Source organism: Clostridia bacterium, assembly GCA_026414765.1.
In the GTDB taxonomy this organism is placed as follows: domain Bacteria; phylum Bacillota; class Clostridia; order Acetivibrionales; family DSM-27016; genus SKW86.
Genome location: JAOAIJ010000046.1, coordinates 1 through 17090 on the forward strand (window position 1 = coordinate 1; position 17090 = coordinate 17090).

The 17090-nt window shown below is 46.3% G+C and carries 1 protein-coding gene; it reads left to right on the forward strand.

What is annotated here, in order from left to right:
- Positions 1-37: 37 nt before the first annotated feature.
- Positions 38-17047, forward strand: coding sequence for an SDR family NAD(P)-dependent oxidoreductase (locus tag N3I35_18010; GenBank protein ID MCX8131980.1), 17010 nt, complete (start codon positions 38-40; stop codon positions 17045-17047).
- Positions 17048-17090: the final 43 nt, after the last annotated feature.

Genomic DNA, 17090 nt, shown 5'->3' on the forward strand with positions numbered 1-17090 from the left:
AGTTCCGTCACTGAATTCCGAGGTTCTAAATCCGAACATTGATTTTATCAATACCCCGTTTATAGTGCAGCAGACACTTACCGAATGGAAACGGCCGGTGGTTGAGCTGAACGGCGAGGTCAGTGAATACCCGAGGATCGCCGGTATTTCATCTTTTGGAGCAGGAGGGGCAAATGCTCATGTGGTGATAGAGGAATATATACCAAAGGGCATGGAAGGGTATCAGATAAGAGTTGATGATAAAAACCCTGCGATAATCGTGTTGTCGGCTAAAAATGAAGAGAGGCTCAAAGAGCGGGCGCGGCAGTTGCTCACTGTAATCGGGGAGCAGAGATATTCCGGTGCAGACCTTGCCGATGTGGCATATACTCTTCAGGTCGGGCGGGAAGCTATGGAAGAACGTCTGGCTGTGATGGTTGTATCAATTGATGAGCTTGTACAAAAGCTGAAGGATTTTATTGAAGGGAAAAATGATACGGAAGGCCTGTTCAGGGGGCAGGCAAAAGGCCATAAGGATACTTTGACCGCTTTAACGGCAGATGAAGAAATGCAGGAAACAATAGAGAAATGGATTCAGCGCAGAAAGTATGGAAGGATGCTAGAGCTTTGGGTCAGGGGGGCGGCATTGGACTGGAAAAAGCTGTACGGAGTCAGTAAGCCCCACCGTATCAGCCTGCCCACTTATCCGTTTGCCAGGGAGCGGTACTGGATACCGGACAGTAAAACAAAACCTGCCGGCAGTACGACGGCAAACCTCTCCACTGCAGCCTTCATTCATCCGCTGCTGCATCGGAACACATCGGATTTATTTGAGCAGCGGTTCAGTTCAACCTTTACGGGAGAGGAGTTTTTCCTTTCAGATCATGTAATAAACGGGCAGAAGGTATTGCCAGGGGTAGCTTATCTGGAAATGGCCCGGGCAGCAGTGGAACAGGCAGCGGGGAGTCTGATGGAAGGCAATATAGGGCTTAGGTTAAAGAACGTAGTTTGGACTCATCCCATAACAGTGAAAGAGCAGCCGGTCCAGGTGCATACCGGACTTATTCCCGAAGACACCGGCGAGATAGCTTTTGAGATATACAGTGAGCCAGGTGTAGCCGGCTCGGAGCGTATGGTACATAGCACAGGGAAGGTAGTACTGAGAGCGGATGAAGAAGATCCGGTCCGGGACTTAGAGTCCGTGCAAGCCCAGTGTACCGGAAAAATCCTTTCCGGCAGCCAATTATATGAAGCGTTTAAGGAAGCGGGTATTGCCTATGGTTATGGATACCAGGGTATTCAGGAAGAGTACATCGGCCAGGGCCAGGCATTGGCCAAATTATCTTTGCCTTCTTCCGTTTTTGACACTCAAAATCAATTCATTCTGCATCCCAGCCTGATGGATTCAGCCTTACAGGCATCAATAGGTTTAATGGTAGGCTCTGGAGAAGGTAAGGCAATGAATTTGAATATTGCCCTGCTCTTTGCTATACAGGAGCTTGAAATCCTCAGCAGTTGCACCCCCACAATGTGGGCTTTGATTCGACTGAGCGAAGGCGGCAGATCAGATGGTAAAACGCAGAAATTTGATATTGATATATGTGATGAACAGGGGAAAATCTGTGTACGGATGAGGGGCGTTTCATCAAGAACACAGGAAGGAATGGGTCAAAACAGTGCTGTGCCGGACAAGGTTTATTCCGGGGCTTACAGTGAGGACTTAGCTGGAACCATAATGCTGGTTCCGGTATGGGATGTAGAGTCAATTGAGAAGAGTCAAATCTTTCCATACTTAACGGACCAGATTGTGGTTATAGGGGGGAATGAAGAAAATAGGAGCATTATAGGACAGTGTTATCCGAAAGCGTGCGTATTGGAGATTGCTCCAAAAGATACTATGGATGAAATAGCAAGAAAACTGGAAGTTTGCGGGTCTATTGACCATATTCTGTGGATAGCCCCTTATAATCCCTTAAAATCCTTAGATGATGATGCATTAATCGAAGGACAAAACCAGGGTGTTCTTCAAGTGTTCCGCATTATTAAAGCCCTGCTTAGTTTGGGCTATGCTGATAGAGATCTAGGCTGGAGCCTTATTACTACACAGTCCCTGTCAATCCACAAAAATGATTTGGTAAATCCGGTTCATGCGGGTATTCAAGGATTGGTCGGTTCACTGGTGAAGGAATGCCAAAACTGGAAAATCCGGCTCATTGATCTGGAGGCCGGCTGTAATTGGCCGGTTGAAGATATTGTCACTATGCCCCCGGATCCACGGGGAGAGCCCTGGGTTTACCGGAGAAAGGAGTGGTACCGTCAAAAACTGGTTCCATTCCATTGCCCCTCTTTACTAGATCAGCAACTATACAAAACTGGCGGAGTGTATGTGGTGATTGGCGGCAGCGGCGGAATTGGAGAAGCTTGGAGTGAATATATGATACGTACCTGTAAAGCCCAGATTATCTGGGTCGGCCGTCGTGAAAAGGATAAAATAATCCAAGCTAAACTGGATAGGCTCGCCGCCTTGGGACCTGCTCCTCATTACATTGCTGCTGATGCTGCTGAAAAGGAGGCTCTTGAACAAGCCTATGAAGAGATTATAAAGAGGTATTCAAAGATTAACGGGGTGGTTCATTCTGTTGTGGTATTTTCTGGACAGGTTCTGGCGGACATGGAAGAGGAACGGTTCCAGGCCGTACTCTCGTCCAAGGTTGATGTGAGTGTCCGCATAGCGCAGGTTTTTGGAAAGGAATCCTTGGATTTCGTAATGTTTTTCTCCTCCATCAATTCATATCTGAAAGCATATGGGCAAAGCAACTATGCTTCAGGGTGTACCTTCAAGGATGCGTTTGCCCGCCAGCTCTCAAGAGAATGGCCTTGTGCCGTAAAAGTGATGAACTGGGGATATTGGGGCAGTGTCGGGGCTGCTGCCGGTTCTGACGATTTTCATATTTGGATGGAAAGGAAAGGCATAGGCTCTATTGAGCCAGTGGAAGCCATGGATGCGTTAAACGTACTACTGGCTGGGCCAATGGATCAGATTGCCTTGATGAAACCTACCAAACCTTCCGGTTTTGAGGGAATTAAACCGGCAGCGGAATTGATAACGGCACACCCGAGACATCTTCCCTCAGAAATACAAAATATGCAGAAAAATATTCCGGAACGCCGCCCACCGGTTCAAGATATCAAACCAGAAGAAAATTTGCAGATAAAAGAGATAAACAGTCTTCTCTGTAAATTGCTGCTGGGCCAATTGCAGTCTGTCGGGCTATTTACACAGGATAATCAAGTGAAACTTAATTTCAAAACGAAAACCGCGTTGAACAATTTAAATGATAAATGGCTTGAAGAAAGTATAGCGGTTTTGGTAAGGAATAATTATCTTAAGCACGATGGAACCGCCTATACCTTGGCCGATAATGCACCGGTGAAGGTGGATGAAGTATGGGAAAAATGGGATGGACAGAAAGGTCCATGGCTGCAAGATGTCAATTTGAAAGCTCAGGTGGCTTTGGTGGAGGTAATGCTGCGGGCCTTGCCGGAAATATTGACTGGAAAAGTTCCCGCCACAGATATCATGTTTCCAAACTCCTCTATGGAGTTAGTTGAAGGAATTTACAAAAATAACCTGATTGCAGATTACTTTAATGAAGTACTTGCCGATGCAGTCATTTCATATTTGCAAGAGAGGTTAAAGCAAGACCCGTCCGCGCGGATCAGCATCATTGAAATTGGTGCAGGTACCGGAGGAACCAGTATCAAAGTATTCTCCAGACTGGAGCCTTACCGGCAACATATTGGAGAATATTGCTTTACCGATATCTCCAAAGCTTTTCTGTTGCATGCGGAAAAAGAATATGGACCTCAGAACCCTTACCTGACCTATAAAATATTTAATGTCGAAGAGCCGGCTGCGGTACAAGGCATTGAGTCCGGTGGCTATGATATAGTGATTGCGGCCAATGTACTGCATGCTACCAAAGATATCCGCCAGACACTATGCAACGCCAAGGCGGTCTTAAGGACAAACGGCTTAATTATATTAAATGAGTTGTGTGATAAGAATTTATTATCTCACCTGACTTTTGGCCTTCTTGAGGGATGGTGGCTATATGAAGATCAAGCACTGCGCATTCCCGGCTGCCCCGGATTAACTCCTGAAACCTGGCAGGAGGTCCTGGAAGTTGAAGGATTCCGGTCGGTCATTTTCCCTGCGCGGGAGGCCTATGAACTGGGACAGCAAATTATTGTCGCTGAGAGTGATGGAATTGTCAGGCAAAAACAGAGCCCAGCGCTTGTGAAGCAGGGAGCTGATACCAGTACAGGCCGGCCAGCAGGTTATAAGGCTTCACAACTACCTGGGGTAAGCAGCCAGTCTCATACTTTACCTGAAACCGGCAAAATACAAAGAGGTATTGACACAACCGACCAGGCAGCCAAGGATTTTGTTAAAGAGACAATTATCTCAAAATTATCAGAATCATTAAAATTGAATCCGGATAAAATTGATGCAGAGGTACCATTTGCAGATTACGGGTTGGATTCTATTATTAGCGTTAAATTGGTGCAGGTCATAAACCAGGTTTTATGTATAGAACTGGATACCACAAGCCTGTTTGATTACAGCTCCGTAGGCCAACTGGCAACATATATTGTATCAAAATATAAGGATACAATTGTCAAAACATTGGGACAAAGCATTAAGCAGGAAAATTCGGAAAATAAATTAGGTAACAACCTTGAAGAGAAGCAACCTGCTTATCCATATTCCAAACGATTTGCAGGAAGAAGGCTATTAAGGGAATTTGAAATGAGGGAAAAGGAAGAGAGTACTGAAGACCCGGTTCAAAATTCCATAGCAGTTGTTGGTATGTCGGGGCAGTTCCCCGGCGCTAAGGATGTAAATGCCTTTTGGCAGAACTTAATCCAGGGGAGGGATTCGGTCCATGAACTACCTTCTCAATATTTGGATCAGAACCGGTACTACAGAAGTGAAAAACAGGCCGGGAAGACCTATTGCAAGTGGGGAGGCATTTTAGAAGAAAGGGACTGTTTTGACCCCTTGTTTTTTAATATATCTCCATGGGAAGCACAGTACATGAACCCTCATCAGCGCTTAATCCTTCAGGAGGGGTGGAAAGCGTTGGAGGATGCCGGCTATAACCCGAAAACATTAGCGAATTCCAAGGTCGGAATGTTTATTGGCGCAGAACATACAGAATACTCCTATGAATCATTTACAGGTTCTTCGGATGCAATTATCGCGTCCCGCTTATCTTACTATTTGGATTTGAAAGGTCCTGCCTTTGTTGTCAATACAGGTTGTTCTTCTTCAGGTGTAGCCATTCATCTGGCCTGTGAAAGCTTAAGAAGGGGAGAGTCCTCGGTAGCGATTGCAGGAGGTGTTTTTGCGAACCTTGATCAGGGTACTTTAATCAAGCTATCGGAGATTGAAATGCTTTCTCCTACCGGAAGGTGTAAAACATTTGATGAATCGGCTGATGGTACGGTTTTATCCGAAGGTGTAGCCGTTGTAGTGCTGAAAAGTTTAAGAAATGCAATTACTGACGGGGATCACATCTATGGGATAATACGGGGCTCAGGAATAAACCAGGACGGTGCCAGCAATGGAATTACCGCTCCAAACGGTGTAGCCCAGGAAGAGCTGATTTCAGATGTCTATAAACAATACCGGATCAATCCGGAAAAAATAACCTACGTCGAAGCTCACGGAACAGGAACAAAGTTAGGTGACCCAATAGAGGCAAATGCGCTTGTTCGTGCATTTAAACAGTTTACCGGCAAAGAACGGTATTGTGCCATAGGGAGCGCCAAATCCTGTATTGGACATACGGGAGCTGTTGCCGGTGTTACCGGTTTGATTAAGATTTTATTATCATTACAACATCATAAGCTCCCGGGATTAATCAATTTTAATAAACTAAATCCTTTCATCAATCTTAACGGCTCGGCTTTTTATGTGAGTGCGGAACCGGTGGAATGGCGGCCGGAAGATGGTGGACCGCTGATGGCAGCTTTAAATTCTTTTGGACATGGTGGAACCAACGTTCACCTTGTTGTCCAGGAATATGTTCCCGATATGACATATTCCAACACTTTGAAGCTTCTTAATAAAGAAAATGCTGTGATTATTCCTCTTTCCGCAAAGAGCAAGGAGAGGTTAAAGGACTATGCGGGTAAGCTTCTGGAGTTCTTAAAGGATTCTGCCGGCGAGGACAGCCCGGTATCTCAGAAAGCTGGAAAAACAAGCAGTGATGTCAGTAATCCGACGCTCAATCTGGAGGGAATAAGCTATACACTTCAAATAGGACGTGAAGCAATGGAAGAACGGGTAGCTTTTCTGGTAAAAGATATCCCTGAATTGATGGCAAAACTTGCAGCTTTCTTAGAAGGCAATAAGGAAATCGACAATTGCTGGGAGGGACAAGTCAAACAGGGCAAAAACATATTCCGTCTTTTTACTTCAGATGAAGATATGCAGGAAACTGTTGAAAAATGGATTGCCAAAGGCAAGATGAAGAAAGTTGCTGAACTATGGACTCAAGGTTTTGCAATAGATTGGGAGTTGTTTTATGGGGATGTAAAGCCGCAGCGCATCAGTCTGCCAACATACCCGTTCGCCAGGGAGCGGTACTGGGTATCCGGGGCTACTGCCGGCTTCGTCGGCATAGCAGTGAAAAATTCTGATATTGCTGATATGATCCATCCTTTATCACAACAGAATACGTCGGATCTTTCAGAACTGCGGTTCAGTCCAACCTTCACAGGGCCATCTGAGACAACGGATACACTGATGTTTGAGCCTGTATGGAAGGAACAAAACGTTGCGAAGGAAACCGGGGTATCCGGATATGCACAGCATATAGTAATGCTTTGTGAAATGGATGGCATTTCAAAGGATAATATTGAAAGTATGATGGAAGGCATAAGCTGTATCATACTGCGGTCTGACCGTGGAGAAATAAGGGAGCGTTTTGAGGCCTATGCAGTAAAGGTCTTTGAAGTAATCCAGGGCATCCTCAAGGGTAAATCTGATGGTAAAGTATTTGTACAGGTGGTGGTTCCGTTCCAGGGTGAGGGGCAGCTCCTTACCGGACTTGATGGAATACTGAAAACTGCCGGGCTGGAGAATCCAAAACTTATAGGGCAGTTGATTGAGGCTGAAGCAGGTGAAGATACCGGAGGAATCATAGAGAAATTGATAGATAACAGGGTATCCCCAATGGATAGCCGTATACGTTATCAAGGTGGAAAAAGGTATGTCTCCACGTGTGAGGAAGTTGATGTCTCCCAAAACGAAGCAAGTGTTCCGTGGAAAGACAGGGGCATATACCTGATCACGGGGGGAATGGGCGGATTAGGATTGATTTTTGCACGGGAAATTGCGCAAAAGGCATCCGGAACAACACTGATCCTTACAGGCAGGTCAGGTTTGGACGGGGAAAAGCAAATGCGGCTTACAGAACTGCAAGGCCTGGGGGCCAGGGTAGAATACAAGCAGGCAGATGTTTCCGAAAGGGAAGCCGTCAACGGCTTGATAAAGAGTATACAGGAGGATTATGGCAGTCTTGACGGCATAATCCATAGTGCGGGAATAATCAAGGACAACTATATAATAAAGAAGACCGGTGAAGAAGTAAGAGAGGTAATGGCGCCCAAAACAGCAGGGCTGGTAAACCTTGACGAGGCAAGCCGGGATATGTCCCTCGATTTCTTTATCCTGTTCTCTTCGGCGGCTGGGGCTATGGGTAACCCAGGTCAGGCGGATTACTCTGCCGCCAACGCCTTTATGGATGCCTATGCCGGATACCGCAATTCACTGGTTTTATCCGGACAACGCAAGGGCAGAACTGTATCCCTTAATTGGCCTTTGTGGAAAGAGGGTGGGATGCAGGTGGATAAGGAAACTGTAAAGATGATGCAAAGCACAGGTATGGCTGCCATGGAGACTGCGGCCGGTATCAGGGCGTTGTATCAGGGGTTGGCGTCCGGCAGGGATCAGGTTATGGTAATGGAAGGCTGTACCGCAAAGATACGGGGACAGTTGTCCGGCAAGGCATTAAAAGCCCGGGCGGATTCCCCTAAAGCATCCGTTAAAGAAGCGGACCGGGCATTACTTAAAGACAAAGCTTTGCATAGGCTAAAAGCATTCATAAAAGAAATCACTAATCTAGGTATAGAGAAGATTGAAGCCGATGAGCCCCTGGAAAGCTACGGGATTGATTCTGTTATGATTATCCGGATGAATCAGAAGTTTGACAGTATTTTCGGGGAGTTGTCAAAAACTCTGTTATTTGAATACAGGACGCTAAATGAGCTGGCAGAATACTTTGTTGAAAACCATCCGCAAAAGTGTATGGAATGGACAGGGATTGGAGAACAGGTTCAATCAAAACAGGAAGAAAGGCCTTCACCCACGGCAGGTTTAAATAGCGGATTACCTATACTGACATCACCGAAAAAGGGAAATATGGTGCCGGTAAACTTCAGTTCCGCCAACTCAAGCCATATGAATAGGGAGCCTATAGCCATAGTTGGTATGAGCGGCCGCTATCCAAGTGCAAAAAATCTGGAAGAGTATTGGGACAATTTAAAAGCAGGGCGGGATTGCATAGTAGAAATTCCTGAAGAACGCTGGCCTTTGGACGGGTTCTACTGCCCTGATCAGGTGGAAGCTGCAGCACAAGGCAAAAGCTATAGTAAGTGGGGTGGATTTATTGAAGGCTTTGCGGATTTTGATCCCCTGTTCTTCAATATTTCACCCAGGGAAGTAATGAACATTGATCCTCAGGAACGGTTGTTTATAGAGTCGTGCTGGGCAGCTTTGGAAGATGGGGGATATACAAAGGAACAGCTTTCAAAGCGGTATAACGGTCGGGTAGGTGTCTTTGCGGGAATTACCAAAACAGGGTTTGCTTTATATGGGCCCAAATTATGGGAACAGGGGGAGCAATTCTACCCCTACACATCTTTTGGTTCAGTAGCCAACAGGATTTCCTACCTTCTGGATTTGAAGGGGCCCAGTATCCCGGTGGATACTATGTGCTCTTCGTCGTTAACTGCAATTCATGAGGCATGTGAACATCTGCACCGTGGAGAATGTGAAATGGCAATTGCAGGCGGGGTAAACCTGTACCTTCACCCTTCCACCTATATTGGACTCTGTGCGCAGCGGATGCTATCCAAAGACGGGCAGTGTAAGAGCTTCGGGTATGGAGGGAATGGCTTTGTGGCAGGTGAAGGAGTGGGTGTCATACTGCTGAAACCCTTATCCAGAGCTATAGATGATCAGGACAATATTTATGCTGTGATTCGGGGATCAGGTATTAACCACGGTGGAAAAACAAATGGATATACTGTCCCGAATCCTACGGCCCAGGGTGAGCTGATCAGGGAAACCCTTGACAAAGCAGGCGTAAATGCACGGACAGTGAGCTATATTGAAGCCCATGGTACTGGGACTGAGCTCGGAGATCCCATTGAAATTACGGGGCTTAACCAGGCATTCCGTAAGGATAGCAGGGATGCAGGATTTTGTGCAATTGGCTCTGTGAAATCAAATATCGGGCACTTGGAAGCTGCTGCGGGAGTCGCGGGAGTTACCAAGGTCGTATTGCAGATGAAACACCGGAAGCTTGTTCCAAGCTTGCATTCGGAAGAATTAAATCCAAATATTAATTTTATCAGCACCCCATTTGTGGTTCAACAGGAACTGGAGGAGTGGAAACGTCCTGTGGTAACGCTAAACGGTGAGACCAGGGAATACCCGAGGATTGCCGGCGTTTCGTCCTTTGGAGCAGGGGGGGTAAATGCCCATGTGGTGATTGAAGAATACATTCCAAATGACAGGGAAATGAATCAAATAAGGGTGGATGATAAAAACCCTGCAATAATAGTGTTGTCGGCTAAAAATGAAGGGAGGCTCAAAGAGAAGGCAAGGCAGTTGTTGACGGTAATCTCGAGGCGGAAATACACAGACACAAACCTTGCCGATGTGGCATATACGCTCCAGGTCGGACGGGAAGCCATGGAAGAACGGTTGGGTGTCACAGCCGGGTCTATGGGTGAGCTTGAACAAAAGCTGAAAGCTTTCATAGAAGAAGAGAGTAATCCTGAAGGTTTGTACAGGGGACAAGCTAAAGGTAATAACGATACTTTGACTGCTTTAACGGCAGATGAAGAGATGAGAGAAGTAATAGAAAAGTGGGTTCAACACAGAAAGTATGGAAAAATTCTTGAGCTTTGGGTCAAAGGTATGGTATTCGACTGGAACAGGCTGTATGACGGCAGCAAGCCCTGTCGTATCAGTCTGCCTACTTATCCATTCGCCAGGGAGAGGTATTGGATACCTGATGCAGTAACAAAGGCTGGAAATATGGCAGGTAATACAAATACAACCGTATTGGAAGCAGAAAACCAGGATTACCCGGATGCCGCAATACAGGAGAGTTATGAGCTGGCAACCTTTGAAGAAGTCTGGCAGGAGCAGGCTTTCCAGGACGCTTCCAATGAAGAGATAAAGACCATGGTCTGTTTCCTTTCAGATGAAGAAAACCGTCAAGAGGCTATAAAAGAAATACAGGCTTTTAGCCGTCAAACTAAGATTATTTTCATAGCACAGGGGGCTGCTTACCAAAAACAGTCGAAACAAGCATACAGCATCTTACCCACAGACAGAAATAGCTATACTGATGCTTTCAAGGGTATAAGGGAGGATTATGGTGAAATAGATGCGGTGCTCTATCTATGGGCACTTGAGGATACTGGACGTATCCGGGATTATTCCTGTATTGTATATATTTTGCAGGCGGTTGCTGCTGCCAAACTAAAGCCGGGGCGGATACTTCTGGCAGCTCAATTTGATAATGGTCTGGACCGCTGTTATGCAGAATCATGGATTGGTTTCGAACGTTCCTTGGGGCTGATCATGCCGGATACACAAACGGCCGGAATCTATCTGGAAGTATCTTGTGAAGACCGGAAAGAAAAAATAAGAGGTTGGATGCCGAGAATATGGTCTGAACTACGGTGCCATAAAACCGAAAGTGTGTTGTATCAGGGCGGGAAACGGTATATATGCAAAATACGGCCAACAGTGATACAGCATGGGAACAGTCTGCTGAGGACGAAGGGTACCTATCTCATAACCGGGGGCTGCGGAGGGCTCGGATTAATATTTGCCGGACACCTGGCAAGGCAGTATTCAGCAAATCTGATTCTTACCGGCAGGTCTCCGCTGACTGAGGAAAAACAATGCAAAATCAAAGCATTGGAAGATTCGGGAAGCCGGGTCATATATGTACAGGCTGATGTCTGTGATGAAACCGCTATGAGGGAGGGAGTAAAGCAGGCAAAAGAGCTTTTTGGAGAGATAAACGGGGTAATACATGCAGCAGGGCTTGAAGATGTTCAGAGTATCCTTGAAAAGGATATGCAAAGCTTTTACAAGATACTTGATCCAAAAGTTAAGGGAACCATTGAGCTGGGTAAGCTGTTTGAACAGGAAGCCCTGGACTTTATCTGTTATTTTTCCTCATCGTCAGCGATAATAGGAGACTTCGGATCTTGCGCCTATTCAGTCGGCAACCGTTTTCAGATGGCTTATGCCCTGTACGGGGACAATAAGCATCCCCGAAGCAAGAAGGTTATAATCAACTGGCCTCTGTGGAAGGATGGAGGCATGGGTTCCGGTGAGAGTGAAAGCAGTAAAATGTATCTCAAATCCAGCGGCCAACGCTTTCTGGAAGCTGGTGAAGGTGTTGCGGTATTTGAAGATTTACTGGTTCAAACAAATATACAGCATTTAGTCATAGCCGGACAGCCCAGCCGTGTATCACGCTTCTTAGGTATCGCTCCGCGGGAGCAATCCTCCGGGACCGCTGCTATCGCGGCAAGCAGCTTGGGCAAGGGAAGGCGTAAGGAAATGAAGGGGTTAAACCTGGAACAATGCCTGGAGTGGGATTTGAAAGAGAGTGTCAGCAAATTACTTAAAATTTCAAGGGACAGGTTAGACCCTGAAGGAAATTTGGCGGACTACGGGTTTGATTCCATAAGCTTGGCGGAATTTGCAGCCCTGTTGACCAGGCATTACGGAATTGAAATCACACCATCTCTGTTCTTTGGGTATCCTACACTTAAAAAACTGGGTCAATATTTCATCACGGAACATAAAGAACCTATTGAGAAATTCTACAGTGAAGATGCTGCACTACAGGATGTCCGCGAGAGAGAACAGGTGCCGGCGGCAGCATTTAAAGAGCAGAGGCAGAATAACTGTGCACTTGAAGATGTGAACCCTTCTGAAAGCGTACAGGAACCAATAGCCATTATCGGAATGAGCGGAAGATTTCCGGAGGCACGGAATATTGGTGAAATGTGGACAATCCTTGTTGAGGGGCGTGAGGCTGTCACTGAGATCCCAATAGAGCGTTTCGACTGGCGGCAATATTACGGTGATCCTGCAAAGGAACCGGGTAAAACCAATTGCAAGTGGTGTGGTACTATTCCCGGTGTCAGCGAATTTGACCCATTATTTTTCGAGATTTCTCCCATGGAAGCCGAAACTATGGATCCAAGACAGCGGCTCCTTCTTCAGGAATCATGGAAAGCCTTGGAAGATGCGGGATATGGGTCGGAACATATCCGCAGCAGCAAAATCGGGATGTTCGTTGGGGCTGAACAGGGGGACTATCAGTTCCTGGTCAAAGAAAACAGCAGTGTCACCTCAAACCATAATGCTGTTTTAGCGGCGCGCCTGGCCTACTTCCTGAACCTGAACGGACCGGTTATGGCTATTGATACTGCCTGCTCATCAGGTTTGGTTGCTGCACATCAGGCATGCCTAAGCTTGCGGAGCGGAGAATGTGACACAGCGATTGCTGCCGGTGTCACTCTGCTGCTCACCCCGGGGTCTTATCTGGCGATGGGTCAGGCCGGAATGCTATCAGATAATGGGAAATGTTATGCCTTTGACAAACGGGCTAACGGGATAGTACCGGGAGAAGCGGTAGCGGTTGTAGTGCTGAAAAGATTGTCAAAGGCTGTAGCAGATGGAGACCCGATATATGCCGTTATCAAAGGAAGCGGTATCAACTATGACGGTAAGACCAACGGTATTACCGCTCCCAGCGGTGTAGCCCAGGCAAGGCTGCTTAAAGGGGTATATGATCAGTACCAGGTGAATCCGGCAGAGATTGGGTATATCGTCACTCACGGAACAGGAACAAAATTGGGTGATCCTGTTGAAGTCAATGCGTTGTATGAAGCCTTTAAGGGATATACAAAGAGGCAAGGCTATTGTGCGCTTACTTCAACGAAGACCAATTTCGGGCATACCTTTGCAGCTTCGGGACTGGTGAGCCTGATAAGTCTGGTGCAGGCTTTGCGTTATGGGACAATTCCAGTGAGTCTGCACTGTGAGCAGGAGAACAACTATATAAATTGGAAGGAAAGTCCGTTTTATGTCAATAAGGTTAATAGACCCTGGACCAATAGTCCGGGAAAAAACAGAACAGGTGCTGTAAGCGCATTTGGTATGAGCGGCACCAATGTGCATATGGCAGTACAGGAGTATACCCGCGAGGAGATTAGTATGCCAGGGTGTCGGGCACCATACTCCCTACTTGTACTATCGGCTAAAAGCCAGGAAGCACTGCAGGAAAAAATCAGGGATATGATTGTCGCGCTGGGGAGTAAGGAATTGCAGGAAAAGGGTTTGGCAAGCGTAAGCTATACCCTGCTGGAAGGCAGGCAGCACTTTAATCACCGTTGCGCAGCGGTGGTCCAGGACATGGAGAATGCCGTATATGTATTGGAGCAGGCCATTGGAAAGGAAAAATTGCCAAACCTGTTTTATGGGAAGGTCTCCAGAGATTTTACCGGCCAAAAGGCCATCCGGCAGTATGCACAGGATATGATAAAGCAAAGCCTGTCTTTATCGGCGGATAAGGACAAATACCAGGAAACGCTTTATGCGTTGGCGGAACTGTATTGCCAGGGCTATGACATGGAATGGAGCCAGCTTTTTGGTGATAGCAGGCCTTGTCGTGTGAATCTTCCTACATACCCTTTTGCCAAAGAATCCTACTGGGCTCCGGCCCCTAAAGACTACGCCATGACCGGAGGCATAACCGGCCCGGCCTCCAATACTGCCGGCCAGCCATCTATACTGCATCATACCCAAGACTTGTATGAACGGCATAGTCAGGATAGTAGGGAAACTGATCCGATACTTTTATTTACTGTATCTTATCTTACCAATGTATTATCAAGTGTTTTAAAAATCAGCCCGGAAAAATTTGACCCTGAAGCGGGGTTTGGCGAATATGGGATGGATTCTATCGTTATTACGCAGGTAAACAGGGTGTTGGAAGATGCTTTCGAATCAATTCCTGCCACTTTGTTTTTCACATATAAAAGTATAAATCAGTTAGCGCAGTACTTTGTAAAAGAGCATTGTGAAAAAGTCAAATTCATGTATCAAAAATTAAATGACAGCAGTAATCTCATGCTGATGGAGGAGAATGACCAATATCAGACCGGGGAAAACTGCCAAAATCAACAGATGGAGAATGTAGATTCTAAAGTGAAACAGCAAAACTTAGCCAATACCGGACGAGATAATCTGGATGCCTCAGACAGTGATATAGCCATAATCGGTATCAGCGGGCAATACCCCCAGGCAGCCGATATAGATGAATTTTGGGAAAATCTGAAATCCGGCAAGGATTGCATTGTCGAAATTCCTAAAGAACGGTGGGATTATAGGAAGTACTACCGGCAGGAAAGCGGAAATGGAGGAAAATCCGGGGGCATGTATTGTAAATGGGGCGGATTTTTATCTGATGCGGATAAATTTGATCCTTCATTTTTTAGTATTTCTCCCATTGAAGCCCGGTATACTGATCCACAGGAACGGCTATTCCTGCAAACGGTATCTGCATGCTTTGAAGATGCAGGTTATTCCCGGAAGCTGCTAAAAGATAGCGATGCGGGAGATGGCAGGGCTTCGGTGGGTGTTTTCGCGGGTGTGACTTTTAACAATTTTCAATTGTATTTGTTGAAGGAATTTGAAAGAGGAAATTTCGTCCCCATCAATTCCCAAATTTATTCTATTGCCAACCGGGTATCATACTTTTTTAACCTGAGGGGACCGAGCTTGAGCGTTGATACTGCCTGTTCATCTTCTCTTTATGCCATTCATCTGGCCTGTGAAAGCATAAAAGCAGGGGAATGCGAAATGGCTATCGCAGGGGGGGTCAATCTCTCGTTACACCCAAGCAAATATATGTCGTTATGTGTTTCGCAGTTTGCCTCAAGTGATGGACGCTGCCATTCATTTGGCAAGGATGGGGATGGTTATGTTCCGGGGGAAGGCGTGGGAGCGGTTTTATTAAAGCCTCTTAATAGGGCAATTGCCGATGGCGATCATATTTATGCCGTTATCAAAGGGACAGCGGTCAATCACGATGGGAAAACTTATGGCTATACCGTTCCAAATCCCGTTGCTCAAGCTGAGGTAATCAGGAAAGCTTTGGAATCAGCCAAGCTAGACCCACGCTCCATTAGTTATGTTGAAGCGCACGGCACCGGAACCAAGCTTGGTGACCCCATTGAAATTACTGGGTTAAACGATGCATTTAAAGGCTATACCACACATAAGCAGTATTGTGCAATCGGCTCTGTAAAGTCAAATATCGGCCATTTGGAGGCGGCAGCCGGAATTGCCCAATTAACTAAAGTAATCCTTCAGATGAAGCACCGGAAGCTGGCTCCGACCTTGATTCACTCAGACATGCTAAACCCTGGCATTGATTTTGTGAATACACCCTTCTTTGTTCAACAGACTCTGGAAGAATGGAAACAGCCAGTTATCCGGGTTTACGGAAGAGAAGAAGTTTTACCCCGCCGTGCCGGAATAAGTTCATTTGGGGCGGGCGGAGTTAATGTCCATATAGTGGTAGAGGAACATCAGGGCGATTCCGGAAGAAAAGAGCACGGAGAAAAGGATGAAAGCCCTGTGATTGTAGTGTTGTCGGCAAAGAAGGAAAAAAACTTGCGTACCTATGCTGAACTGTTACGGAACTATTTGAAAAATGCAAATAAAAATCAGCGGGAAGCAATTAAGCTGAAGAATATTGCTTATACCCTGCAAACAGGCAGGGAACCCATGCCTGTCAGGCTGGCATTTACGGCCGGAAACTATGGGGAGGCAATAGCTAAACTGGAGATGTTCCTGGATCGGACTGGTATTACGGAAAAAACCGGGGTATATACGGGGAATACCGTACCGGGAAAAGGCAGTATGAAGCTGGTTGATAATGAAAAGCTTTTAGCCGGCCTGTATGAAAACCGTGAATTGGGTAAGATTGCGGAGCTCTGGGTAAATGGGGAAGAATTTGACTGGGAAATGCTGTACCAAAATGATTTACCCTGCCGTGTGCCGCTGCCAACCTACCCTTTTTCGCGGGAAAGGTACTGGATCGAAGAGCACCCCGATGAATTTCCGGAAGATCACAAAGTGGCCCCGGGTATTGATATGGAACAAGCAGCGGGGACGAAAGAAGATAAAAAACAGAACACCCCGCGAAACTCAGCGATTCTATCGGAGCTGTGCAATGCACTGGAAGGCGAACGCCAGGAAATACTTGAAAAGTATATCCAGAATTTAGTTGCTGAGCTACTGGCATATATACCGCCCGATGTACCGGAACTTGAGCAAGGTTTTTTTGACATGGGGATGGAGTCGATCATGGTTGAAAGATTTAGGGCTTTGCTTGAAGAATGCGTAAGGTTCAGTATTCCCGATACAGCTATGTTTGATTATCCAAATATTAGGCAGCTATCCCGGTATCTGCTGGAACTTATACCTTTCAGTGAATTGGAAAGCCAGCATATCAATAGAGAAGGGCATCTTGACGATTTTTTGCTTCTTAACGGGGCAGATATTCTCAATCTGGGTGTGTCGGAGGAAGTGGATCAAATGTCTTTGGAGGAAGTAGCTGATGGGCTGAGAGTTTTACTGAACAAATACCAGGACTACTAAAACTCGAAGAAATACTGAAACAGAATTATCATCATAAGGGGGT